Source organism: Cellulosimicrobium sp. GQ32 (assembly GCF_059758455.1).
Genome location: NZ_JCAXEP010000003.1, coordinates 449,880 through 473,788 on the forward strand (window position 1 = coordinate 449,880; position 23,909 = coordinate 473,788).

The window sequence follows — 23,909 nt, forward strand, 5'->3', positions numbered from 1 at the left end:
GACGTGCATCCTCCCCTGGCCGAGGCGGACCTGACCGCGTGGGGTCGCCGTCCCTCACGGCGCGCCCTCTCCGCGACGGGCACCGTGGTACTCGTCGCGACGTGGACGGCGTACGTCGCGCTGAGCATCGTCCTGTCCGCCGACCCGGACGTGCTCACGGCCGAGGAGGCGGCGGACCCGGAGTACTGGTCGACCGGCCTGCTGGCGGGCGTCGCGGTCGGCGCACTCCTCCTCGTGTGGCTCTGCCCGCGCGTCGGCATGTGGGCCGGCGCCGTGGTGACGGCCGTCGCGGCCGTCGGTACCCCGCTGCCCGCCGCGGCCACGGCCCTGGGCGGCGCCGCGGTCCTGGCGCTCCTCGCGCTCTCGCAGTCGCGGGCCCGCGTCCGGCAGCGGGAGGCGTCCGCCACGTGGGGAGGTTCCGCGGGACCCGTGGTGCCGGACGGGCTGCCCGAGGCGCGCGCCTACGCCGCGCGGTGGCGCGGAGGCCGGACGGTGGCGGCGGTCGCCTGCCTCGTCGCGGCCGTCGTGTGCGGCGCGTGGTTCGCGCGGGACCTCGCCGCGGCGCACGCGTTCCGCAGCGGGGCGCTCGAGGCGCCCGGGACGGTGGTCGAGGAGGACGGCCTGGACGCGGTCGTCGAGGTCGACGGGCTGCGGTTCGACGTCCCGCTCGAGCTCGCGTCCGTCGAGGTCGGTGACGTCGTCGGGGTGCGGTACGACGGCAGCGGCCGGGCCGAGCTCGTCGACGACGTCGCCGACCCGTCGCTCCTCCTCCTCCCCGCCGGCGCCGGGGCTCTGACGGGCACCGCGCTCCTGGCGCACGAGGCGGCCCGGCGTCGGCGCGTGCGCCGGCTGCTGCTCCACGGCGGCCCTGCGACGACGGCGTACGCGACGTGGCACGAGCACGGCGCGCTGATCCTGCCCTCGGTGCACGCCGCACCGATCGCCGTCGCGCGGGACCTCCTGCTGCTGTCGGAGCCTCCGGAGGAGGCCTGGCACGACGACGACCACCTCGACCGGGACGTGAGCGTGCTGTCCGACGACGAGCTCGTGGCCCGGGCGCGCGCCGAGGAGGGCACGGGCGACGAGTCCCGCGACGAGCCCTCGTGGGAGGGGTCCCCGCCGACCTGGCACGGCACCCGGCTGCTCGTCGTCGGGCTCCGCGCGGACGGCTGGCCCGTCGCCGTCCGCGGGCCCGACGACCGCTGGTACGTCACCGACACGGAGGTGTCGGCCCCACCCCGGGCGCGCCGTCACGCGCCCCTCTCGGAGAGCAGCCTGAGCACGGCCGACGGGGACGACCTGGCCGCAGACGCGCTCCCGCCACAGGACGCACGGCCCGGCCGATGGGCGTCGCTCGCGCGCTCCACCGGGGTGGTCGGTCCGTGGGCCGCCCTCCCCGTGGTGCTGGCCTTCGCGCTGTGGGCCGCACCCGAGGCCTCGTGGTTCGCCGCGCTGGCCGGGTCGGTGGGTGTCGGCGGGGCGCTGCACGCGTGGTCGTCCGCCGCGCACCCCGCGCTGTCCACGACGGCGGTCGCGCTCGTCGTCCGCGGTCCTCTGCGGGACACGTTCGTGCCCTGGTCGCGCGTGACGAGCGTGAGCGCCCGCCAGGGAGCGCTCGTCGTGCGTCTCGCGCCGTCGATGCTGGACGCCGAGGAGGCGCTCGTGATCAGCGAATGCCCGCTCGGCGGGTACCTGCGCGGGGTGGTCGACCCGCTCGTCGCACGGGACACCCTCCTGGCAGCGCGCGCGGTCTCGACCTCGACGGGCACCGAGTCCCGGCGCCGACCGAGCCGTGACGCCGTCGTCGCCGTCCTCGGAGGGCTGACGCTCGTCGCCGGTGTCGTCCTCGGTGCCTGATCCGGGCACGCGCCGCGCCGACGGTGCGGGCGTCGGAGCCGGTGCAGCGCCGGTCAGTGGTAGGTGATGCCGCCGTAGCCCGGGCCGTGGCCGGCCATCGCCTCGAGCCGCTTGATGCGCTCCGCCATCGGGGGGTGGGTCGCGAACATCTTGCCGACGCCCGCGCCGCGGAACGGGTTGGCGATCATGAGGTGGGAGACGTCCACGAGGTCGCGGTTCTGCGGGAGCGGGGCCCGCTGCGTGCCGGCGTCGAGCTTGCGCAGCGCGGACGCGAGCGCGAGCGGGTCGCCGGTGAGCTTGGCGCCGTCCTCGTCGGCGTCGTACTCGCGCGTGCGGGAGATGGCGAGCTGGATGAGCATCGCCGCGACGGGCGCGAGGACGACCATCGCGATCGCCGCGAGCGGGTTGCCGCCGCGGTCGCGGTCGCCGCCGAAGATCAGCAGGAACTGCGCGAGCGACGTGATGACGCCCGCGAGCGCGCCCGCGACCGACGACGTGAGGATGTCGCGGTTGTACACGTGCATGAGCTCGTGCCCGAGCACCCCGCGCAGCTCGCGCTCGTCGAGGAGGCGCAGGATGCCCTCCGTGCAGCACACGGCCGCGTTCTTGGGGTTGCGGCCCGTCGCGAACGCGTTGGGCGCCTGCGTCGGCGAGACGTAGAGGCGGGGCATCGGCTGGCGCGCCTCGGTCGAGAGCTCGCGCACGATCCGGTACATGGCGGGCTGCTCGAGCTCGCTCACGGGGCGCGCGTGCATCGCGCGGATCGCGATCTTGTCCGAGTTCCAGTACCCGTAGAACGTCGTCACGAGGCCGATGCCGACGAACAGCCACAGCAGGTTCGCCCGGGCGCCGAACAGCGCCCAGAGACCCAGGACGATGGCCCACATGACGCCGAACAGGCCGGCCGTCTTGAGACCGTTGAAGTGCTGACGCCCCACGCTGTGCTCCCTTCCGCGCCGCGGGCACCCGCGTGGTCCACCGGGCGCCCGACGGGCGCCGACCCCGTCGGCGCCCACCTGATGAACGCCCGAGGCGACCGTCCCGTTCCCGGGGACGACGACGGCGCCCCACCCGCGGAGGGTGGGGCGCCGTCGGACGTGGCTCAGGTGCTCAAGCGCAGCCGCCGGGTCAGCCGACCTGCGACTCGCCGCGCGCCACGCGGATCATGTCCTCGCGCGGCACGACCTTGATGCGCTCGCGGCCGTGCGGCTCGCCGAGCGAGCGCTCGTACGCGTCGAGCAGCTCCCACCCGGACCACTCGATGTGGTCGACCCCACGCTCGCGGAGGAAGTCCACGACGGCCTCGGGGTCGCCGAGCGGCGCGACGCGCCCTGCGGCCAGGTCGGCCGCCGCGACGTCGCCGCCGTCACCGGCCCCCGTGACGTCCTCGACGAGGTGGCGGATCGTCTCCGAGGCGTCCGACTTGGTGTGCCCGATGAGGCCGACCGGGCCGCGCTTGATCCAGCCGGTCGCGTACACGCCGGGGATGTGCTCGCCGTCGATGTCGATGACCCGGCCCTCGCGGTTCGGGATGACGCCCTTGAGCTCGTCGAACGGGATCTCGGGCAGCGGCGACCCGAAGTAGCCGACCGCGCGGTACACGGCCTGGACGGGCCACTCGTGGAACTCGCCCGTGCCGGAGACGGTGCCGTCGCCGTTGAGCTGCGTGCGCTCGGTCCGCAGCGCCTCGACCTTGCCGTCGCCGAGGACCGCAGCCGGGGCGTGCAGGAAGTGGAGGTGCAGACGACGCGACGCCGTGTTCTCGCTGGGGTCCTTGAGCGTCCAGTCCGTGAGCGTCTTGACGACCTGCTTGGTCTGGTTCGAGGAGCTGATGGCCGCCATCGAGCCCTCGTCGAACTCGAAGTCCTCCGGGTAGACGATGACGTCGACGTCGGGGACGTGTCCGAGCTCGCGCAGCTCGAGCGGCGAGAACTTGGCCTGCGCGGGCCCGCGGCGGGCGAAGACGTGCACGTCGGTGACGGGCGACGACTTGAGGATCTCGTAGACGTTCTGCGGGACCTCGGTCGGCAGCAGGTCGTCCGCGTGCTTGGCGAGCACGCGCGCCACGTCGAGCGCGACGTTGCCCGCGCCGAGGACCGCGACCTGCTGCGCCTCGAGCGGCCACGTGCGGGGGACGTCGGGGTGGCCGTCGTACCAGGACACGAAGTCGGCCGCGCCGTACGAGCCCGGCAGGTCGATGCCCTCGATCGGCAGGGCCGCGTCGCGGATCGAACCGGTCGAGAAGATCACGGCGTCGTAGTACTGGCGCAGGTCGTCCAGCTTGAGGTCGACGCCGTAGTCCACGTTCGCGAGGAGGCGGATGTCACCACGGCTCAGCACCTTGTGGAGCGCCACGATGATCTGCTTGATGCGCGGGTGGTCCGGCGCGACGCCGTAGCGCACGAGGCCGAACGGCGCGGGCAGGCGCTCGAACAGGTCGATGCTCACGTCGAGGTCGGTCTTGGACAGGATGTCCGCGGCGTAGATCCCGGCGGGACCAGCGCCGACGATCGCGACGCGCAGTGGACGGATGCTGCTCACAGGACAGGGCGCCTTCCGGTCGAGGACGGGGGTCTCTCCCGCGCGGCCGACGGGCCGTTCCGCGTCGACCGGTGGGTACCGGCCGCAGGAGACCTCTCGATTGTACGACTGGGGTGAGGGTTGCCTCACTCGGGCCCTCTCCTCCATGACCAGGGTCTCACCGGTCTCGCCTGGTGGATACCTCGTCTTGTGATCCGGGCGAATGTAACGCCGTGGGTCAACGGTCGACGCGGAGGCTCTCCTGCACCGCGCGGATCTCCGCGGCGGCCCACGGGTGCTGGACGAGCGTGCACGTCCCCGTCGTCTGGACGAGGTCGGCCACCGGCCCGCGCGGGACGACGACCGTCCGCACCGACTGCACCAGCACCGCTCCCCCGCCGCCCTTGAAGGACGCCTCGACCCACCGCCCCGGCAGACCGTCCACGTCCACGTCACCGCCGTCGAGCTGGCGCAGCCGCGGCAGCGGCTTGAGCTTGCGCAGCACCTCGGCGTGCGCGTCGTCCAACGTCTGCTCGGCGCGGATGCGCGAGACCACGACGATGACGTTCGGGTTGAACTCCCCCTCCTCCACCTCGCGCCCGACCGCGAGCGGCAGTGCGACGTGGGGCAGCGGGACCCAGCGGTCGGGCGCGTCGAGCCGCACCCCCACGGGCGCGGGGAAGTCGTCGCTCGGGTAGCGCAGCTCGGCCATGCGTCAGGTCCTCTCGGTCGTTCTCGTCGCGCTCCGGCGGCGCGGGGCGCGCCAGCAGTCTCGCAGACCGGCGGAGCCCCGACCGCCCGGCCGGCCCGTCGGCGGGCCACGCCCGACCCCGGGCACGCCGAGGGCGCGGGACCCGTCCCGGGTCCCGCGCCCTCGGTGGAGCTCAGCGGATCAGCTGTTCGAAGCCTGCTCCTGCTGCTGCGCGTTCTGCGTGGCCTTCTGGCCCGCGTCCGTCAGCGTCTGCGCGACGTTGTTGAGCTGCGTCTGCGCGGCCGGCCAGTCGCTGCCCTTGAACTGCTGGGCGTCGGGGCCCTCCCACGGCACGCTCTGGATCTGCGAGTTCAGGTTCTGCATGGTCGTGCGGATCTCGTCCGCCTTCTGCTGCAGCGTCTGACCGAGCCCACGCAGCTCCTCGACGTTCGCGCCCCACATGCCACCAGCCATGGTGTTCTCCTTCTGTGTCTCGACCCCCACCCTGCGTGGACGTCGTCCCGTTGTCGATGGCCTCACTCAACCATCGGCCCGCGTGCCCCGTCGATGGGGAGGTGTCCCCATGAGGTCCCCGCGGGCGTCACGTCGCTACCGCGGCAGCGCGACGTGCAGCTTGCGCGCCCTCCCGGAGACCACGAGGAAGCCGCGTCCCGGCGGGAAGTCCGCGCGCCGGATCCGGCCGAGACCGGTCCCGAGCAAGGTGTCGCCGTCGAGGTCGCCGGGGGTGAGGAGCAGACCGCTGCGACCGGCCTTGAACGGCTGCGCGATCGCCCACGCCTGCCCCCAGGTCGACGACTCGGCCTCGCCCACGACGAGCTGCTCGGCACGCGTGGCGGCCCGGACGAACGCGACGAGCGGCTGCTCCGCCGGCGTCCCCGTGAACTCCGTCACCGACTCGACGAGCACAGTGAGCGTTCCCGGGCGCAGCGAGCCCCCGTCGAGCGCCTGCGTGAGCGACTCGAGGAGCGTCACGACCTCCTCGGGCGACGTCGCCGCCGTGTCCCAGGCGTCGAGCGCCGAGATGCTCGTGCGGCGCGGCGAGAGGTACACGACCCGGCCCGCGCGCGCCCGGCGCACGGCCTGGGCGATGGTGACGAGCGCCGTCGTGCGACCGCCCCCGGGCGGGCCCGAGAGCATGAACGTCCCCCGGGCCGGCAGCGCGACCGGGGCGATGTCCAGGTCGTCGAGGCCGATGGTCGGCCGGCCGCCCGTCACCTCGGGCAGCGAGTCCAGCGCGAAGCTGTCCGGGAGCCGCTCGACGCCCGGCGCCTGCTGGATGCCGAGGCGCGTCATCGCGTCGCGCAGCTTGCCCAGCTCGCGCGCCTGGAGCGCGACGTTCGGGTCGCCGCCCAGGACGGCGATCTGGACCTCGTTCTCGTCGAGCACGCCGCGTCCCGGCGGGGACGTGAGCGAGAGGACGTCCTTGGGGACGCCGAGCGTCAGGTAGTCGTCCTCGCTCGCGAGGCGCAGCACGAGCCGCTTCTGGATCGTCGAGCCGAGCGACGTCGGGACCGACGCCGCGCGGTCGCCCGCGACGACGACGTGCACGCCGACCTGGCGCCCGTCCGTCGCGATCGCGGTGAACGCGCCCCACACGGGGAACGCGTGCGCAGGCCGGAACTCGTAGGACTCGCGGAACGCGCCGATGCCGTCGACCAGCAGCAGGATGCGCGGCTCGGCGGGCGCGTTCGCGAGGCGCCGGTACTCGTCGAGGCTGCCGGCCCGGACCGCCGCGTAGCGGGCCGAGCGCTCGTCGACGAGGTCGCGCAGCGTGCGCAGCACGCGCTGGACGCGCTCCTCGTCGTCGCCCGAGATGACGGCGCCGACGTGCGGCAGGTCCTCGAGCATGCGCAGGCCGCTCGCACCGGCGTCGATCGCGTAGACCTGGACGGGGCCGCCGCGCGCCGTGATCGCCGCGGAGACGGCGATCGTGCGCAGGGTCGCGCTCTTGCCCGAACCACCCGTGCCGTAGATCGCCATGTTGCCGTCGCGGTCGGGCTCGTAGAAGACGGTGGGCTGCGCCTGGGTCGTCGGGTCGTCCTCCACGCCGAGCAGCAGCATCGTGTCGGTGCGGGGGTTGGGCAGGCGGGCGAGGTCGTAGGTCGGGGCGAGCTCGGCCAGCCACGGCTTGCGCGGCACCGGGACCGCGGCCTCCGTCGCGGCCCGCGAGATCGTCGCGACCACGCGCGCGATGTCGTTGGGGCCCGGGTCGGTGACCTCCTCGACCTCGGGCTCCGGCAGCTCCCAGCGGATGTCGGAGCCGAACGCCATCTCCTGGATGTCGATGCGCGACCGCTCGGGCTGCGCCGTCGTCCAGCCGCCGGCGTAGCCGGTCTGGAACGGCGTGATACGACCGGGACCGGTCTTCACCGCACCGCGACCCGGGATCGAGGGGTCGAAGTGCGCGGCCATCGGGATGCCGAGGATGTCGGTCGAGTCGTCCTCGTCCGCCATGCGCAGCGCGACGCGCAGGTTCGTGTTGGCGCGCAGGTTGTCCTTGATGACGCCCGCGGGACGCTGGGTCGCGAGGATGAGGTGCAGACCGAGCGAGCGGCCGCGCTGCGCGACGTCCACGACGCCGTCCACGAACTCGGGGACCTCGTTGACCAGCGCCGCGAACTCGTCGACCACGATGAGCAGGCTCGGCGGCGCGTCCGGGTCTCCCGTGCGCTCGAGGGACGCGAGGTCCTTGGCCTTCTTCCGGTTGAGCAGGTGCTCGCGGTAGCGCAGCTCGGCGCGCAGCGACGTGAGCGCGCGGCGCACGAGGTGGGGCGAGAGGTCCGTGACGAGCCCCACCGTGTGCGGCAGGTTCACGCAGTCCGCGAACGCGGCGCCGCCCTTGTAGTCGACGAAGAGGAACGTCACGCGGTCCGGGCTGTGCGCCGCGGCCATGCCGAGCACCCAGGACTGGAGGAACTCGGACTTGCCCGCGCCCGTCGTCCCGCCCACGAGCGCGTGCGGGCCCTGCGTGCGCAGGTCCAGGTAGAGCGGCTCGGTGCCCGAGTGCCCGACCAGCCCGCGCAGGTTCGTCGGCGCCTTGCGCCGCACGGGCGGCGAGCCGTCGCGCGGCGTCAGGGAGCCGTTCTCGCGCCACGCGTCGATGAGGCGGGACGGGTCCTCGGCCAGCGCGGTCCCGGCGAGGGTGAGGTAGGAGACCGAGCGCGGGAGGTCGGAGTCGTCGTCGACGGGCGCGCCGACGTCGACGACGGGGGCCAGGATGCGCGCCACCTCGTGGGCGGTCGTGAGGTCCACCGTCTCGCAGGCCACCGGGAACGACAGCCGGCCCACCCGGACCTCGCCGCTCGTGGCGCCCGCGGTGGCTCCGGGGGCGCCCGCGGCGTCGACCGTGTCCACGAGGACGAACGTGCGGCACGCGGCCGGGAGCTGCTCGACCGACGGTGCGACCCACACGACGTGCACGCCCGCGTCCGCGCCGCGCTCCACGAGGCGCGTGAGGCGCGAGCGGTCCACGGGTGCGTCGTCCTCGACGAGCACGACGACCGTCGGCAGCACCGGCTTGGGCGTGTCCTCGCCCTCCTCGGGGTCGATCGGCCCGCGCAGCTCGGCGTGCGTGTCGAGGTCGGCCCCGCGCGCCTCGACGAGGTCCTCGAGCTGCGACAGCAGGGCCTGCGCGGCGCCGGGGTTGTCGGCCAGGTGGTCGCCGCCCAGCGGGCTGTGGGGCGAGCCGGTGTGCGGCAGCCACTCGAGCCACTCCCAGTCGGCGCGCGAGCGCTGCGACGTCACGGCCGCGAGCACGAGCTCCGACGGCGAGTGCAGGCCCGCGAGCTGGACGAGGATCCCGCGCGCGACGGCGTCGACCGCGGCCCCCGCCCCGGCGACGCCGAGCGCTCCGTCCGTGCGCAGGCGCGCGACGACCGGGACGCCGGAGATCGTCGTGCACTGGGCGTGCAGCTTCTCCAGCTCGTTCCAGTACTCCGGCAGCGTGTTGTTCTCGCTCGGCTGGTCGAGCTGGGTGCGCGACGGCGCGGCGCCGAGCCCGATCCGCACCGTCAGGAACGCGTCGTGCTCCGGGCGGTGCGTCCACATCAGCCCGCCGAGCCGCCGGACCGCGTCGACCGTGTCGCCCACGGACGGAGCCTCCGAGAGGCGCACCGCGCGCTCGACGGCGTGCGTGCGGTCGATCGTCTCGCGCATCGCGACGACCCCCGCCTCGAACTGCTCGCGCTGCGCCTTGAGCTTGCGCTTGGCCTGGACCTTCTGGTCGAGGTAGTTGCCGAGCATGAGGATCGGGCTCAGCCCGACGAACACGATCGACAGGATGTTCTGCGTGACCGAGTACAGGATCGCGCCCATGAGCAGCGGCGCGACCATCGCCAGGTAGGGGAAGCGCTGCGGCTCCGGGGGCTGCGGCGGCTTGGGCGCCTTGAGCTTGCGCTCGGGGAAGCGGGCGACGACGCGCGGGGAGCGGTTGAACTCCACGACCGGGCTCGTCGGCGCGAGGCTCGTCGTGCGGTGCAGCGCGACGACCGACACGACCGTGCTGCCGATCGTCACCGTGTCCGACGACGTGAGCGTCGAGCGCATCATGCGCTGGCCGCCCATGACGAGGCCGTTCGCCGAGTTCGTGTCCGTGATCTCGATCGTCTCGCCGACCGTGAGGCGGGCGTGCCGCTTGGAGATCTGCGGGTCGCTCAGCCGGATGTCCATGTTGCGGTCGCGGCCGAGGTAGCTCGTCCCGACGGGCAGCGGGAACTCGCGGCCCGCGTCCGGCCCCTCGAGCACGCGCAGGACGGCGACGGCCGCGCCGCGGTCCTGCCCGGGGGCGTCGAACTGCTCGGAGACGCGCACGATCGACACCGTCGACCCGGAGCGCAGCCCCGCCTCCGTGAGGTCGCTCGTCGGCGACAGCACGCGCCCCTGCCCCGACCCCGACGGCGCGGTGCCGACCTGGAGCGTGAGCCGGTCCGGGACCGCCGTGCCGGACCGGGTGGGGTCGCCCGCGAACAGCGCCTCGGCGACGTCGCGCACGGTGGCCGTCGCGTCGGCCGTGACGGCGACGTTGGTCGTGCTGGCGTCCGGGCGGTGCAGCGTGAGCTTGATTCGCACGAAGGTTCCTGTTCAGGTCCGGGGAGAGGGACGGGCAGGCCGGGGGCTCCGACGGGCCGACGGCGGTGCCGAGGGCACGACCGGTCGGGGCACGCGTCGAGCGCGCCCGTCGCGGCCGACGCCGTCAGCCGCCGTCGTCGGTGAGGTCGAGCAGGGGCAGGTCGGCCGAGGTCACGAGGCGCGACGCGACGGCGTACTCGACGAGACGCGCACGACGGTTCGTCGCGAGCGCGCCGGGCCCGCCGCGCAGGCCCTTGACCCCGATCCGGTCGAGCTTGTCGCACACGTTGTCGAGCTTGCGGTTGAAGCGCGTCGTCGCCCAGCCCAGCCGGGCCGCGGCCGCGGCCGACGACGGGATCTCCGACAGTCCCGTGCCGTCGCGGCGCAGCATCGGCTCCGCCAGCGCCACGATGAGCTGCTTCTGGCTCGTGGTGAAGGTGATCATGCCGATGGTCGTCGCGCCTCCGGACTCCGCGTCCTCGGAGCGGATCTCCTGGTACGGCGCGCCATGGAGCTGCGCGGTGAGCTCGTAGGTCGTCGGCCCGGCGGTGAAGACGATCGACGTCGTCGGGAACACGATCGGAAGGCGGTTGCCCGGCGAGAGCCAGGACTGCACCCCGCCGCCCGAGTCGCACACCGTCGCGGAGATGAGCGACCCGACGTTGGCGAGCCACCAGATGCCGCCCTCGTGCGAGATGCGCAGGAAGCGGCGGTGCAGGTACGGGTTGTCCTCGATCGCGAGGTCGCCGTCCCGTCCGATGTCGAACGGGTCGCCGTCCACGGACGGGCGGAACCACTCCCCGCAGAACTCGACCGCGAGCTCGCTCACGCCGCCTCCCCCGTCACGCAGGCCTTCTGGGGCGCCGCGGAGAACTTGCCGTCCCGGTCCACGATGACCTCGATGCAGACCTGCTCGCCCGGCTTGGCCCGCAGCTCGACGGTCGTCTCGTCGAACGCGTCCTTGTACGGCGAGTCCTCGATCGGGTCGAGCTTCTTCCAGGCGAACATGTCGCCCTCCTGCGCCTTGTCCGAGTCGTACGCCCAGGTGAACGTCGCGACCTCGCGCGCCGGGTCGTACGTGCCGACCAGGTCGTTCACGGGCGGCACGAGGTCGCCCAGGTTGTCCGACGGCACGAAGTCGTCGTCCGTGGCGGCCGTCTCCTCGCCACCCCCGCCGGGGTCCGTGTCGTCCACGGTGGCGTCCGGGCGCAGCAGGAAGAACCCGCCGACAGCGACCGCGACCCCGACGACGCCGGCGAGCGTCGCCCAGAGCGCACCGCGACCGGATCGCTCCTCCGTCGGTGCGGCCGCCGCTCCGCCGTCCTCCGGCCCGGCGGGCCGGTGGACCGTGTCCTCCACCGGGGGCTGGCCCCAGGCGCCCGGGCGCCGGGCGCCGGGGTACATCCGCGACGGGTCCGTGAGCTCCGCGACGGGCGCGTGCCCGCCCGGGCCGACGGCGGACGTCGGCGTGGTGCCCGCGGTGTGCGCCGGCGCGCCCTGGCTCCAGGCCGCGGGCGCGTAGGGCTGCTGCGGGGCGCGCGGTCCGGGCTGCTGCGGCGGGGCGGCCGGTCCGGGCGCGACGGTCTGACCGGGCCACGGGGCGCCCGGCTGACCCGGGCGCAGCGGCGTCGTGGGCTGGGTCGGCCGGCTCGGGGCGACGGGCCCCGACGACGTCCCGCCCGGGCCCGAGGGGTCGATCGACACGACCTGGCGCAGGCGGGTCCCGGCGTCGTCGTCCGGCTCCTCCTCCTGCACGTGGCCCGAGTCGTCGAGCAGGTCGATCGGGGTGACCGCGTACGACAGCTCGTTCTGCACCTGCTGGAGGGCGCGCGCGAACGCGAGGACCGTCGGGTAGCGCGACCCGGGGTTCTTCGCCATCGCCGTCGCGAGCACGCGCTCGAGCGAGGCCGGCACGTCCGTGCGGCCCGTCGGGGGCAGCGGCGAGGTCTCGATGCGCGAGATGAGGTTGGCGCTCGAGTTCGAGCCGCCGGGCACCTCGAACGGCGTCCGGCCCGCGAGCAGCGTGTACGTCGTCGCGGCGAGGGCCCACACGTCCGTCGCGATGCCGCTGCGCGGCGGCTCGGCGAACGACTCGGGCGGGGACCACGGGATCGACATGCCCTCGGCGCGCGCCGCATCGTCGACCGTCGAGGAGATGCCGAAGTCCGTGAGCGCCGGGTGGCCGTACTCGGTGACGAGGATGTTCGCCGGCTTGATGTCGCGGTGCAGGATGCCCGCGCGGTGCGCCGTCTCGACGGCACCGGCGATCTGGACCGCGGTGCGCAGCGCCTCGGCGACCGAGAGCCGCTCGGTGCGGTACCGCGCGCCCAGGTTGGGCCGAGAGCAGTACTCCATGGCGAGGTACGGGCGCCCGTCGTCGGCGATGTCCGCCTCGTACATCGTGACGATCGACGGGTGCGTCGAGAGCGTCGCCATGAGGTCGGCCTCGGCGTCGAACGCCGCCCGCTGCGAGTGGCTCGACCACTCGTGCAGCAGGACCTTGACGGCGACCCGTCGGCGGGGGCGCTGCTGCTGGTAGAGGAAGACGTCGGAGAACCCGCCCGAGCCGACCAGCGAGACGTACTCGAAGCCCGTGATCTCCGGCGGCGGGGACGGCGCGCGCTTGGTGCTCACCGGATCCCCTCGAAGACGAGGGTCACGCCGTCACCGAGGTCGGCCACGTCGCCGTCGACGACCAGGACCGGCTCCGACGGGTGCAGGCGCCGCGGCGGCTGGCCGGCGCGCAGGAGCGTGGTCCCGTTGGTCGTCGCCATGTCGCTCACGAGGACGTGCCACCCCTCGAGCGTGATCTCGAGGTGCGAGCGCGAGATGTCCTGCTGCGGGCTGGGCACCGTCACCAGACGGGGCAGGTCGGCCGCCTGCGACCGGGGCGTGCGCGGGCGCCGGCCCACGACGACGGGACGGTCGAGCTCGACCGTCTGCCCCGTCGAGACGAGGACCCGCCCGAGCGGCGGACGGATCGCGAGCTCGGCGTCGCCCTCGAGGGGCCCGCCGCAGAGCGCGCACGCGTCCCGCGACGGCGGGTTCGCGTGCCCCTGGGCGCAGGTACGCGCGAGGATCTGCTGCTGGCCGGGCCCGGGCGGAGCGCTGAACGACGGCGGCGGCGGCACCGGGGCGGCGGCACCGGCGTCCTGAGCGGCCGCGCGCAGGTCCGCGATGGCGGACGAGTGCACCGTGTGGCCGTCGTGGTCGAGACCGGGGGCGGGCTCGCCCTCGGCCTCGGTCGGCTCGCCGTCGGGGTCGACGACGGTCGCGGCGCGGTGCGCCGCGGCGGGCGTCGCACCCGTCCACTCCCGCGGGACGCCCGCGATGAGCCCGTCGCTGGACGGTGCGGGCGGCGGCAGGGGCGGCTCCTCCGCGCCGGGGGCCGGGGGGACGGGCGGCATCACGGGGCTCGCCGGTGCGGGCTCGTCGTGCTCCTCGTCGTCCTCCGTGCGCACGGCCGCGTCCTCGACCGTCCGCAGGATGGTCGACCCCCACAGGTGGGCGTAGTCGTCGTCGGCCTCCTCCTCCGGCGACGCGGCCGGCTCGGGGGCCTCCGTCGCCGCCGCGGGCTCGTCCCCGAGCACGGGCGGGACCGGGGGGTCGGACTCCGGCTCGGGCGCGATGGTCTCCTCGGGCAGGCGGAGCGTCGCGCCGAGCGGCGCCGCGGTCACCACGGCGGGCACGGCCTCCTCGGCCACCGGCTCGGCCGTCTTCCCCCAGGAGGGTCGGTCCTTGCGCGCGAGGTCGACGGCGGGCGCCTCGTCCAGGGGGTCCGCGACGGCGGGCCGGGCGGGGCGCTCGGCGAGGGGCCACGCGACGGCGCCCGCGAGGACCACGCCGGAGACGAGCGGCAGCGTGGCCGCGTCCCCGAGCAGGGGCTCGCCGGCCGGCGCCTCGTCGAAGCCGCCGACGGCGCCGGTGTCGGCGCGGACGAGGAGCTCGACGACGTCGTCCAGGACACGCTCGGACCAGGTCGTGACGCCCTCGCCCTCGACCCGCACGCGGTCACCGCCGCCGAGCTCGAGGGTCACCGTGACCCGGCCGCGCGCGGCGACGTGGACGCGACGGTCCGCCACGACCGCCACCACGAACGGCGGCACCGTCCGCAGGCTCGAGCCGAAGGCGCCGGTGAGGACCTGGAGGACCTCGACGACCCCCGCGTCGGTGCCGAGCTGGTCCCAGACCTGCTCGACGAGCGAGGCATCCACCGGACCCGGCAGCACGACGACCGTGCCGCCTCGCACGACGGCGCGTGCGGTTCCCGTGACGTAGCGCAGCGTCACGTCAGACCCCCGATCTGAAGACGAACATCCCTGGGCAGCGTGTCCTCGTCGACGACCGGACCCGGTGCCGCGGCGTGGTCGCGCGGCGTCGTGCTCCCGCCGCTCGTGTCGTCGGACACGCCCGTCGCGTCGACGACGACGACTGTGATGTTATCCCGGCCGCCGGCCGCGATGGCCTCGTGGACCAGGCGCTCGGCGGCGGCCTGCGGGTCGGGCGTGGACAGCAGGACCTCCGTGATCCGCTCGTCCGTGAGCTCGCCCGTCAGCCCGTCCGAGCAGACGAGGACGCGGTCGTGCCGCTCGATCGGCAGGTACCAGAAGTCCACCTGCGGGGCGTTGCGCGAGCCGAGCGCGCGCGTCACGACGTGCCGCCGCGGGTGGGTGAGCGCCTCTGCGGGCGTCAGCAGCCCGGCGTCGACCATCTCCTGGACCTCCGAGTGGTCGACGCTCACCTGCTCGAGCTGCCCGCCGGCGAGGTGGTAGGTCCGCGAGTCACCCACGTTGACGACGAGCCAGTACGGGTTCCCGTCCTGCTCCGAGACCACCACGCCGGTGACGGTGGTGCCCGCCCCCCGGCCGGGCTCGGTGACGATGGCCTGCACGTTCTGCTGCGCGACCGCGATCCGGTCGCGGACCTCGTCCGGGGTGACGACGTCGAGGTCGGCGAGGGGCCGGAGCGCCTCGACGGCCGTCGCGCTCGCGACCTCGCCCGCCTCGTGGCCGCCCATGCCGTCGGCGACGAAGAAGACGGAGCGCGAGACGAGGAACCGGTCCTCGTTGAGGAGCCGGCGCGCGCCGCGGTGCGAGGCCGCGCCCCAGGCCAGGTGGACCTCGGCCGGCAGCTCGGTCGTCATGCGGCACCGGGGTGGACGACGATGCGGCGGTCGCCGACGTGGATCGTCGCGCCGACGGGGACACGCACGCGGGTCCCGGGCTCGGCGACGCGTGGCGGGGCGCCCGGCACCGAGACGACGGTGCCGTTGGTGGAGCCACGGTCCGTGAGCCACAGGCCGCTCGGGTCCACCCGGAGCTCGGCGTGGGTCTTGGACACGGACCGCGTGGGGTCGTCCACCGCGACGAGGTTCCACGGCCCGTCGTCGGGCGCCTGCGGGTTGCGACCGAGCAGCGTCGGACGGTCGACGGCGCGGCGCTCGCCCGACTCGAGCTCGATGACGACCGACACGTCGGGCGCGGGCTCCATGGCGCGGACGTCCCGCGCCGTCATGCGCGTGCTGTCCCACTCCGCCTCAGCGGGCTCGGGCGTGGAGGCGGCTGCGGGTGCGGTGGCGGTGGGCCTCGCGGCGGGCGCGGGCGTGGGCTGCACGGGCGCGGCGGGGGCCGACGGCGCGGCGGCACCGACGGGCGCGGGGCCTCCCCCGACGCCGGGGACGCCGGTGATCAGGCCGTCGCCCACGGGTGCGGCGGACGACGGGAACGCCCAGGGGTCCGGGACGGGGGCGGCAGCCGCCGGCGCCGGCGGGGCGAACGCGCCCGGGGCGGGCGTCGCGGCGCCCTGGCCGCCGAGCGGTGCGGGTGGGTAGGGCGCGTAGCCGGCCTGGGCCGGTGCGGGTGCGTACCCGGGCTGAGGCGCCGGTGCGTACCCCCCGGCCGTGCCGTGCCCGGGGCTCGAGGACGCACCGCTCACGAGCGAGGCGACCCCCTCGTAGCCCGCGACCGACGAGGACGCGGGAGCGACGCCGCGCACGTCGAGGACGAGGGAGCGGCCGGCCTTGTCGTGCCAACCCTGCGACCGGCCCGAGGAGTCGAAGCCCGGGCTGAGCAGGACCACGAGGATCCCGCCGGCCGGCACGACGCCGACGATGATCCAGCGCAGCGCGGCCCGGCCGAAGCCGATCGGCTGGCGCGTCCCCGCGTCGACCGTGCGGATGCCCGTGAGGAGGTTGCCGAGCGTCTTGCCCGTCGAGCCCTCCCAGAACCACACACCGACCCACCATGCGAGGGCCAGGACGCCGGCGACCACGTAGACGACGAGCATCTTGCCGATCAGCGCGGCGGCCTCGTCCTGCGTCACGACCTGGACGCTGCCGAGCGGCGCTCCGACGATCGCGAGACCCGCGACGACGACCACCAGCGCGACGAGGCCCGGGACGGCGACGTCGACCACGTAGGCGAGGAAGCGTCGGCCTCGCCCGGCGAACGGGGCGGAGGCCAGCGACGACGACGGCGCGGGTGCGGGCTGGCCGAACGCCTTCTGCGTCGCGGCGTACACCTCGGGCTCCGTCGTGGTGTCGGGCGCCGAGTGCGGGGCCACCGCGTACGGGAGGTCCGACCCCGCGCGCGCGGCGACGGCCTGGACGCTCCCGACCGGGCCAGCGGCGGGCTCGGCGACCGGGCGCCCCGTCCGGGGGAACGGCTGTCCGCACACCGCGCAGAACGCGGACCCCGAGGACTGCGCGGACCCGCAGGCGGCGCACGTCACGTCGCTCATGACTCGTCTCCCTGTCGTCTCGTCGGCTCCGACGACGACCCTGCCGCCGGGGGCACGGCGCCACCCTTCGTGCCGGCGCGGCGGCCGGGCAGCCACCGACGCAGACCCGAGGAACCGGAGGCCGAGCGCACGGACCGCAACGAGAGTGCGGCACGGACGCGGGCGCGGCGGTTCACGGAGGAGCGTAGCCCCCCGACGACCGTGTCCACGTCCGCCCAGAAGGCGTCGATCTCCTGCTCCGTCGGCTCGCCCTCGCCGAAGACGGTCGCGTCGGCCCGGTGCGCGAGCGGGATCGTCGCGGTCGCGCCGTAGGCCTGGGTGAGGAGGCCGGCGCCCTCGCGGCGCGTGGAGCCCGGGGGAACGGGCGTCCCGAGGTCCGTCGCGGTGTCGAGGACCTCGCGCCAGCCGCCGCTCACCCGGTCCACCGGACGCGCCGCCGCGCGGCGTCGGGCCCGACGGCGCGCCTTGTAGGCGAGCACGAGGATCACGGGCAGGGCGAGGAGCGCCAGGGGCACGACCACGGCGACCGCGACGAGGGCGGCCTGGCCCCAGTCGAAGCCGTCGCTCTCGGCCTTCTCCTTCTCCTCGTCGTCGACCTTCCCCGCCTCGGCCTCGGCAGGCTCCTCCGGCGGCTCCGGGTCCTCGAGGATCGGGGGCTTGGGCACCTGGAGGCTCTTGGGCTCCGGCTGGATCTTGTTGTCCTCGTCGGGGATCGCCGTGACCGGCACCCACCCGTAGCCGACGAACGGCACCTCCGCCCAGGCGTGCACGTCGGTCCCGGTCGCCGTGAACGGCTCGCCCGGCTCGAGCGGGTTCTTCTCCAGGTCGGGGTAGAAGCCCATGACGACGCGCGCCGGGATGCCGGCCTGGTTCGCCATGAGCGCGAGCGCGACGGCGAACTGCTCGTCGTCGCCCACCATCTCCTCGTCCGCGAGGAGGGTGTCGATGCGCTCCGCCGAGTGGCCCGGCCGCGAGGGCGGCTGGGTGTCGAGACCGCTGGAGAACACACCGCTCGCCACGAGGCCGTCGCGGAGCGCGAAGAGCTGGTCGACGGGCTCGGTCTCCTCCCCCATGAACTGCGCGGCCTTGCCCGCGAGCGACGCGGGCAGCGCGTCCTTCGGCGGGGTGGGGACCTCGATCGACTGGTCGATCGCGCCCGCCCGGAGGTCGTCCTCGGTGGGCTCGACCGTGACGAGCGTGTCGAGCGTGTACGAGTCGCCGGGGCGCAGCCCGGCGGTCGTCAGCGCGGTGCCCGTCGTCGAGTTGTAGTACGTCGTCTCGCCGAGCTCGCGCGCGCGGTCGCCCGCGTAGGTGATGCCCTCGAGCGTGCCGACGTCGGGCACCCACACGCCGGTGTAGTCGCCGACCTGGACGTCGACGCGCGTCGGCGTCCCGGACGCGACCGTGGCGATCTCCTCGCCCGCGCGGGTGTAGACGCCCGAGCCGGGCAGCCCGCTGGAGACGTCGTAGACGACGCCGTTGTAGGTGTCGAGACCGGCGAGGCGCACCTTGGCGCCCGCCGGGAGCCCCCGCACGGTGAACAGCTCGTCCTCACGCATGTCCTTGGCGTACTTGCGGAACGCCGTGAGCGGGCTCACGTACTCGTGCAGGTCGAGCGGCGGCACGACCGTCTCGCGCAGCACCGTGCGCGGCTCGTCCGGGAGCAGCACGGGCGCGGCGAACGCCGCCGCGACCCCGCCGACGACGAGCATCGCGGCGCCCGTGCGCACGCGGTGCCACCAGAGCCGCCGCGTCGCGGCCTTGCTCGCCTCGGTCGTGATCTGGTGCGCGCCGAGCCGGGAGGCGGTGACCCGCCAACCGGCCCACAGCAGGCCCACGCCGCCGACGACGAGACCCTGCGCCACCGGGAACGCCGCGATGACGGTCCCGAGCAGGATGACCCCGACGAACGCGACCACGACGGGCACGAGGGCCCACTCGGCGCGGCGCGCACGCCACGCGATCGTCCCTGCGAGGAGCGCGGTGGCGAGCATGAGGAGGTACGGGACGACCGCGAGCTCCGGGAAGGAGTGCAGGGGCGGGACCGTGGTGACGAACTCCTTCCAGCCCGTGACGGCGCCACGGAGCAGGTCGGTGATCGTCTGGAGCGACGGGACGACCCCGCCGATCGCGTCGGCCGGGAGCGCGAGCGCGCCGCCGAGGAGCAGGTAGGCGACGACCGCGACCACGAGGACCGCGGCGGCCGACCACCGGCGCCAGGCCCCGAGCCAGGCGACCAGGAGCCCGACGACGGCACCGCCGGCGGCCGGGACGAGGTATCCGGTCGACCCCCACACGGGCCCGAACCCGACCGCGACCGCGCCGAGGACGAGGACCAGCGCGAGCGCGTCGACGGCGCCGAGGGCCGTGAGCGCCCGCGGAGCGTCGGCGCCGCGCAGCCGGGTCGTGTTGCGCTGGGAGGTGCCGGAGGACGGGGCCGGCGTGCCGACCGGGGTGGCGCGGCGCGAGCCGCGCGTCGTGGTGCTGGGCGCGCTCATCAGTCGTTCAGCCTCCGCAGGGCGAGGGGGAGCTCGCCGAGCTCGCCGATGGTGAGGACGACGAGCTCCGCGATCGCGTGCCGGCTGAGCGAGGCCCCGGGGACGCACTGGATCGCCATGACGCGGACGTCCTGGGGAAGCCGGGCGGACGCCGCCCGCAGCTCGGTGGGCGTCACCTTGCTGCCGACGATGAACGCCACGACCGACGCGTCGCTGATCGTCAGGCCCGCGACGCGGGCGACGTCGACGAGCGACGTGCGCTGCGCGCGCGTCTCGACGCGCGCGAGGTCGTCGAGCAGGCGCGTGCGGTGGTCGCCGCGCAGGTTGCCGTCGTTGACGAGGACCGTGACGCCGCGGTCCTCCTTGATCGCCTGGAGCCCGAGCGACCCGCACGCGCTCACGGCGAGCTCGAACTCGTCGTCGTGCGCGTAGTCCTCCGCGCGCGTGGAGAGGAGGACGGCGAGGTGCGACCGGCGCGTCTCCTCGAACTGGCGGACCATGAGCTGCCCCGTGCGGGCCGTCGTCTTCCAGTGGATGTGCCGGCGGTCGTCCCCCGGGACGTAGTCGCGCAGCGCGTGGAACGAGACGTCCGAGTTGGAGATGTCCGTCGTGACGCGGCCCTCGAGGTCCTTGAGGAAGCCGGTGGACGAGCCCGACAGGTTCTTCACGCGCGGGTGGACGAAGAGCTCCTCGGGCTCGGTCCAGACGACCTCGCGGCGCAGCAGGCCGAGCGGGTCCGCCCGCACCGAGCGGACGGGTCCCACGGAGATCACCGAGCGCCGGTGCGTCGGCACCGTGAAGATCTCCTCGTGGCTCGCCTGGGGACGCAGGCGCGGCACGGGGAACGTCGCCATGCCCTGACCCACCGGGAGCTCCATGACCGACGGGAGCAGCGGCCGCCCCGAGTCGTTGCGCACGTCGAGCCGCCCCACGGCGCGGTCGCCGACCGTGACGCGCTGCTGCGCGAGGTCGAGCACGACGGCGTAGCGGAAGCGGCCCAGCACGAACGCGACCGCGGCGAGCAGCGACACCGTGAGCAGGATCGCCACCACGAGCAGCTCGAGCCACGAGAGGGCCAGCCCGGCCCACCACGCGCCGACCGTGACGACGAGCGCGGCCCAGCCGAACGGGCTGACCGCCGACGTCACCGGCTCGACCGCGCGCGTCACCGGCGCCAGCGCGCGACCGATCGGCGCGGCGACCCGGGCGAGGGGCGCCGCGAGGGGACGGAGCAGGCCGGCGAGGGCCGACGACGCGGGTGGCGTGCCGGTCCTGCCGCTCGGGCGGCCGGAGCGGGGGCTCGGGCGGCCGGTCGAGGGGCCGTGTGAGGCGTTCATGCGGTGTGCTCTCGATCGGTACGGGGGAGGACGTTCCGCCGGTCGTGGTCCGCACGGCAGCGCGGACGGGCGGGGTGGGCGGGCGGCGTGGGAAGCGCCGCGCGTCCGGTCAGGCGGAGCGTCGCTCCTGCGGCGCCGCGACGTCGGCGAGGAGGCGGCCGAGCACGGCCTCGTTCGTGGCGCCGGCGAACTCGGCCTCCGGGTCGAGCACCAGGCGGTGCGCCCAGGCCGGCTGCGCGAGCTCCTTGATGTCGTCCGGCAGCACGTAGTTGCGGCCGTGGGCCGCGGCCCAGACCTTCGCGCAGCGCACGAGCGCGAGCGAGCCACGGACGGAGACGCCGACCCGGACCTCGGGCGCGTTGCGCGTCTCCTCCGCGAGGCGGGAGACGTACTCGAGCACCGCACCGTCGACGTGCACGCGCGCCGCGAGCTCGGCCATCTCCGTCACGGCCTGCGTGGTGATGAGCGGCTGGAGCGCCTTGCTCCGGTCGCGCACGGCGGCACCCGAGAGGATCTCCACGGTCGACGCGTGGTCCGGGTACCCGATCGACGCCTTCATGAGGAAGCGGTCGAGCTGGGCCTCGGGCAGCCGGTAGGTGCCGGCCTGCTCGATGGGGTTCTGCGTCGCGATGACCATGAACGGGCGACCGACCTCGTGGCCCACGCCGTCGACGGTGACCCGCCCCTCCTCCATGACCTCGAGGAGCGCGGACTGCGTCTTGGGCGACGCGCGGTTGATCTCGTCCGCCAGCACGATCGACGCGAAGATCGGGCCCTGGTGGAACTCGAACTTCCCGGTCTTCTGGTCGTAGATCGTCACGCCGGTGACGTCCGACGGGAGCAGGTCCGGCGTGAACTGGATGCGGTTGTTCGTGCCCTGGACGCTCGCCGCGAGGGCGCGGGCGAGCGACGTCTTGCCGGTGCCCGGCGCGTCCTCGAGGAGGATGTGGCCCTCGGAGAGCATGCACGTCAGGGTCAGGCGCACCACGTGCGCCTTGCCCAGGACGGCCTGGCCCACGTTGCCGACGAGGCGGTCGAAGGTCTGAGCGAACCAGGTGGCCTGCTCGGGGGTCATGGTGGTCATTCGTCGCTTTCCGTTCGCTGTGCTGGAGGCGTTCTCGGAGGTCGTCGAGCCGCTAGTACCAGGTCATGGAGTTCGTGTTCCCGATGGTCGTGTCGATCCGGACCGCGGTCCCCGGCCCACCCCACACGCACTGCTGGCCGCCGGAGTAGTTCCCGTTCCCGTCCGTGCGCAGGGCGCGCCCCTGGGCGTCGTAGCTGTAGTTGCCCGAGCCGATCCGGTTGCCGCCGGCGTAGCAGGTGCTGCGGAACGCCGTGTTCGGCGGCCCGTCCTTGATCGTCAGGTACAGCTCGGCGCACGAGGAGTGCGAGCAGTAGCCGGGCCAGTTCCCGTCCGGGAGCTTGTGGTTGCTGCCCTTGCTCACCGTGAACACCGGCTCGGGCTTCTTGTCGGACGTCGCGGACCGGCAGGTCTCCTTCGCCGCACCCTCCGTGGGCGTGACCGTGACGCAGATCTCGCGCGTCGCCGAGTAGCCGACGCTCAGCGTGCCCGAGCCCGACTTCGCGCTGGACTGCACCGCGCCGCGGACCGACACGCTGTAGTCGCGGCCGTTGTCCGAGGTGGACCAGCGGTAGGAGATGCTCTGGTCGCCGCCGGTCATGGTCACGTCCGGCGCCGGGATCGGGCCGTACGGCGACTCCCGGTTGGCGGTCGCCGCCGCCCCGGGCTCGAGTGCGCCGTCGACGTCCGCGACCGCGCGCACCTTGATCGAGTACGGCGAGCCGTTCGTGAGGCCCCCGACGATCTTGTTGCCGCCGAGCGCCTGCCAGCCGCTGCCCGCTTCGTACTGGTAGGAGATCTCCTCCGCCCGGACGCCGTTGCCCGACGCCGCGCCGAACGAGAGCTGGATCTGGCCGTTCGTCCCGTTCGCGTCGGCGCTGAGGTTGGACACCGTCCCCGGGGTCGCGAACGCACGGACCGGGTCGGACGCCGGCGAGAACTCCGCGTCACCGAACTTGTCGGTGGCCTTGTTGTGCGCCTTGACGCGGAACGTGTAGCCGGTGGTGTCGGCGGGCACGCCGAGGGTGGCCGACGTGGCGCCTCCGGCAGCGGTCGCGGTCCTGACCACAGAGCCGCCCTGCACGGCCTCGACGGTGTAGGAGGTGATCGCCGCACCGTTGTCGTCCGGCGCCGCCCACGAGACCTGCATCTGCGACGTGTCGCCGATGGAGGTGCGCTTCGCGGAGGGCTTCCCCGGCGCCGCGGGCTTGCCCGCGGGCGTCTCCGCCGCCGAGTACTCCCCCCAGTCCGACGGGTCCGGGGCGAGGTTGTTCGCCCGGACGCGCACCTTGTACGCCACGCCGTTCTGCAGCCCGTCCCAGGTCACGGACGTGCCGGTGAGCGCGGTCTTCTGGACGGCCCCGGCCGGCGGCGCCGGCGAGATCTCGAGGTCGACCGTCTGGATGGGAGAGCGGTCGGTGTAGGCCTGGTTGGTCCACGTGACGGTGAGCGACTGGTCGCCGAAGTCGAGGGTGGGCGCAGCGGGCGGGTCGGGCTTCTCGTCCGGGCGCGCGACGGCGGAGGCCGGGGAGGCGGGGCCGTCGCCGACGGCGTTGGTCGCGAAGACGGTGAAGGTGTACTCGACATTGTTGGTCAGGCCGTCGAGCGTGCACGTGGTGGTGCCGCAGGCCTTCTCGTAGCCGTTCTGGGAGCGCACGGTGTAGCCGGTGATCTCGGCGCCGTTGTTGTTCGGCGGGTCCCAGGACAGCACGACCGTCTTCGAGCGGACCTCCTCGACCTGCGGCGTCGCCGGAGCGTCCGGCTTGCCGAGCACCGTGAGCTGGATGCGGCCCTCGACCTCACGGTCGGGATCCTTCGTGGCGTCCTGCACCCGGTACCGCACGACCATGACGCCGATGAAGTCGTCACGAGGTGTCACGGTGACCTGGTCACCCGCGACGCTCGGTGTGCCCTGCCCGGTCTCGACGACCGCGTCGACGAGCTTCAGCGGGGTGTCGGGGAAGGGGTTGGAGTCGTTGGCGAGCACGGGGACGGTGGTCGGCTTGCCCTGGTGGGCGTCGTCGACGGTGTCCTGGTTGGCGCGCGCGAGGGGTCGGGTGGAGGCGACGACGGTGAGGGTCGCGGTGCCCTCGACCGGG

The 23,909-nt window shown here is 74.5% G+C and carries 15 protein-coding genes; 1 reads left to right on the plus strand and 14 read right to left on the minus strand.

Features of this window, described 5'->3' with window-relative positions:
* Positions 1–3: 3 nt before the first annotated feature.
* A complete protein-coding gene (locus AC6CH9_RS08170; protein ID WP_498154414.1) occupies positions 4–1,857 on the plus strand; it encodes a hypothetical protein in 1,854 nt (617 codons plus the stop codon).
* Positions 1,858–1,910: 53 nt separating this feature from the next.
* Here the strand turns inward: AC6CH9_RS08170 and htpX are convergent, their stop codons facing one another.
* From htpX to AC6CH9_RS08240, 14 genes are all read right to left on the minus strand, one after another.
* On the minus strand, positions 1,911–2,795 hold the full coding sequence (gene htpX, locus AC6CH9_RS08175) for a zinc metalloprotease HtpX (RefSeq protein WP_498154415.1): 885 nt from the start codon (positions 2,793–2,795) through the stop codon (positions 1,911–1,913).
* A gap of 190 nt (positions 2,796–2,985) precedes the next feature.
* Complete coding sequence (locus AC6CH9_RS08180; protein ID WP_498154416.1) at positions 2,986–4,398, minus strand: FAD-dependent oxidoreductase; 1,413 nt, start codon at positions 4,396–4,398, stop codon at positions 2,986–2,988.
* 217 nt (positions 4,399–4,615) lie between these two features.
* Positions 4,616–5,089: an LpqN/LpqT family lipoprotein gene (locus AC6CH9_RS08185; RefSeq protein WP_498154417.1), complete on the minus strand. Its 474-nt coding sequence runs from the start codon at positions 5,087–5,089 to the stop codon at positions 4,616–4,618.
* A 180-nt stretch (positions 5,090–5,269) separates the two neighbouring features.
* Positions 5,270–5,542, minus strand: coding sequence for a WXG100 family type VII secretion target (locus AC6CH9_RS08190; RefSeq protein WP_021482523.1), 273 nt, complete (start codon positions 5,540–5,542; stop codon positions 5,270–5,272).
* A 135-nt stretch (positions 5,543–5,677) separates the two neighbouring features.
* Positions 5,678–10,156 (minus strand): type VII secretion EssC family protein, encoded by a 4,479-nt coding sequence (locus AC6CH9_RS08195; protein WP_498154418.1) that lies wholly within the window; start codon positions 10,154–10,156, stop codon positions 5,678–5,680.
* A 124-nt stretch (positions 10,157–10,280) separates the two neighbouring features.
* The gene (locus AC6CH9_RS08200) at positions 10,281–10,985 is read right to left on the minus strand and encodes a hypothetical protein (protein WP_498154419.1); all 705 of its coding nucleotides are present in this window, start codon (positions 10,983–10,985) and stop codon (positions 10,281–10,283) included.
* Positions 10,982–12,790 carry a serine/threonine-protein kinase gene (locus AC6CH9_RS08205; protein ID WP_498154420.1) on the minus strand — a complete coding sequence of 603 codons (1,809 nt, stop codon included), beginning with the start codon at positions 12,788–12,790 and terminating at the stop codon, positions 10,982–10,984. Before AC6CH9_RS08205 ends, AC6CH9_RS08200 begins: the two co-directional genes overlap by 4 nt.
* Positions 12,787–14,445 (minus strand): FHA domain-containing protein, encoded by a 1,659-nt coding sequence (locus AC6CH9_RS08210; protein WP_498154421.1) that lies wholly within the window; start codon positions 14,443–14,445, stop codon positions 12,787–12,789. The genes AC6CH9_RS08205 and AC6CH9_RS08210 overlap by 4 nt, the downstream gene beginning before the upstream one ends.
* The gene (locus AC6CH9_RS08215; RefSeq protein WP_498154422.1) at positions 14,442–15,299 is read right to left on the minus strand and encodes a PP2C family protein-serine/threonine phosphatase; all 858 of its coding nucleotides are present in this window, start codon (positions 15,297–15,299) and stop codon (positions 14,442–14,444) included. Before AC6CH9_RS08215 ends, AC6CH9_RS08210 begins: the two co-directional genes overlap by 4 nt.
* Complete coding sequence (locus AC6CH9_RS08220; protein ID WP_498154423.1) at positions 15,296–16,894, minus strand: RDD family protein; 1,599 nt, start codon at positions 16,892–16,894, stop codon at positions 15,296–15,298. The genes AC6CH9_RS08215 and AC6CH9_RS08220 overlap by 4 nt, the downstream gene beginning before the upstream one ends.
* Positions 16,891–19,392, minus strand: coding sequence for a transglutaminase-like domain-containing protein (locus tag AC6CH9_RS08225; RefSeq protein WP_498154424.1), 2,502 nt, complete (start codon positions 19,390–19,392; stop codon positions 16,891–16,893). The genes AC6CH9_RS08220 and AC6CH9_RS08225 overlap by 4 nt, the downstream gene beginning before the upstream one ends.
* Positions 19,392–20,729 carry a DUF58 domain-containing protein gene (locus AC6CH9_RS08230; RefSeq protein ID WP_498154425.1) on the minus strand — a complete coding sequence of 446 codons (1,338 nt, stop codon included), beginning with the start codon at positions 20,727–20,729 and terminating at the stop codon, positions 19,392–19,394. The genes AC6CH9_RS08225 and AC6CH9_RS08230 overlap by 1 nt, the downstream gene beginning before the upstream one ends.
* Before the next feature lie 109 nt (positions 20,730–20,838).
* The gene (locus tag AC6CH9_RS08235; protein ID WP_277511576.1) at positions 20,839–21,813 is read right to left on the minus strand and encodes an AAA family ATPase; all 975 of its coding nucleotides are present in this window, start codon (positions 21,811–21,813) and stop codon (positions 20,839–20,841) included.
* 52 nt (positions 21,814–21,865) lie between these two features.
* On the minus strand, positions 21,866–23,909 hold a 2,044-nt coding region (locus tag AC6CH9_RS08240; RefSeq protein ID WP_498154426.1), incomplete at its 5' end, for a fibronectin type III domain-containing protein.

What these genes read in the sequence shown, in the direction of transcription:
- AC6CH9_RS08185 (WP_498154417.1), bottom strand. Translation starts at nt 5,089, where the DNA reads ATGGCCGAGCTGCGCTACCCGAGCGACGACTTCCCCGCGCCCGTGGGG.
- AC6CH9_RS08190 (WP_021482523.1), bottom strand. Translation starts at nt 5,542, where the DNA reads ATGGCTGGTGGCATGTGGGGCGCGAACGTCGAGGAGCTGCGTGGGCTC.
- AC6CH9_RS08215 (WP_498154422.1), bottom strand. Translation starts at nt 15,299, where the DNA reads ATGACGACCGAGCTGCCGGCCGAGGTCCACCTGGCCTGGGGCGCGGCC.
- AC6CH9_RS08220 (WP_498154423.1), bottom strand. Translation starts at nt 16,894, where the DNA reads ATGAGCGACGTGACGTGCGCCGCCTGCGGGTCCGCGCAGTCCTCGGGG.
- AC6CH9_RS08225 (WP_498154424.1), bottom strand. Translation starts at nt 19,392, where the DNA reads ATGAGCGCGCCCAGCACCACGACGCGCGGCTCGCGCCGCGCCACCCCG.
- AC6CH9_RS08230 (WP_498154425.1), bottom strand. Translation starts at nt 20,729, where the DNA reads ATGAACGCCTCACACGGCCCCTCGACCGGCCGCCCGAGCCCCCGCTCC.
- AC6CH9_RS08235 (WP_277511576.1), bottom strand. Translation starts at nt 21,813, where the DNA reads ATGACCACCATGACCCCCGAGCAGGCCACCTGGTTCGCTCAGACCTTC.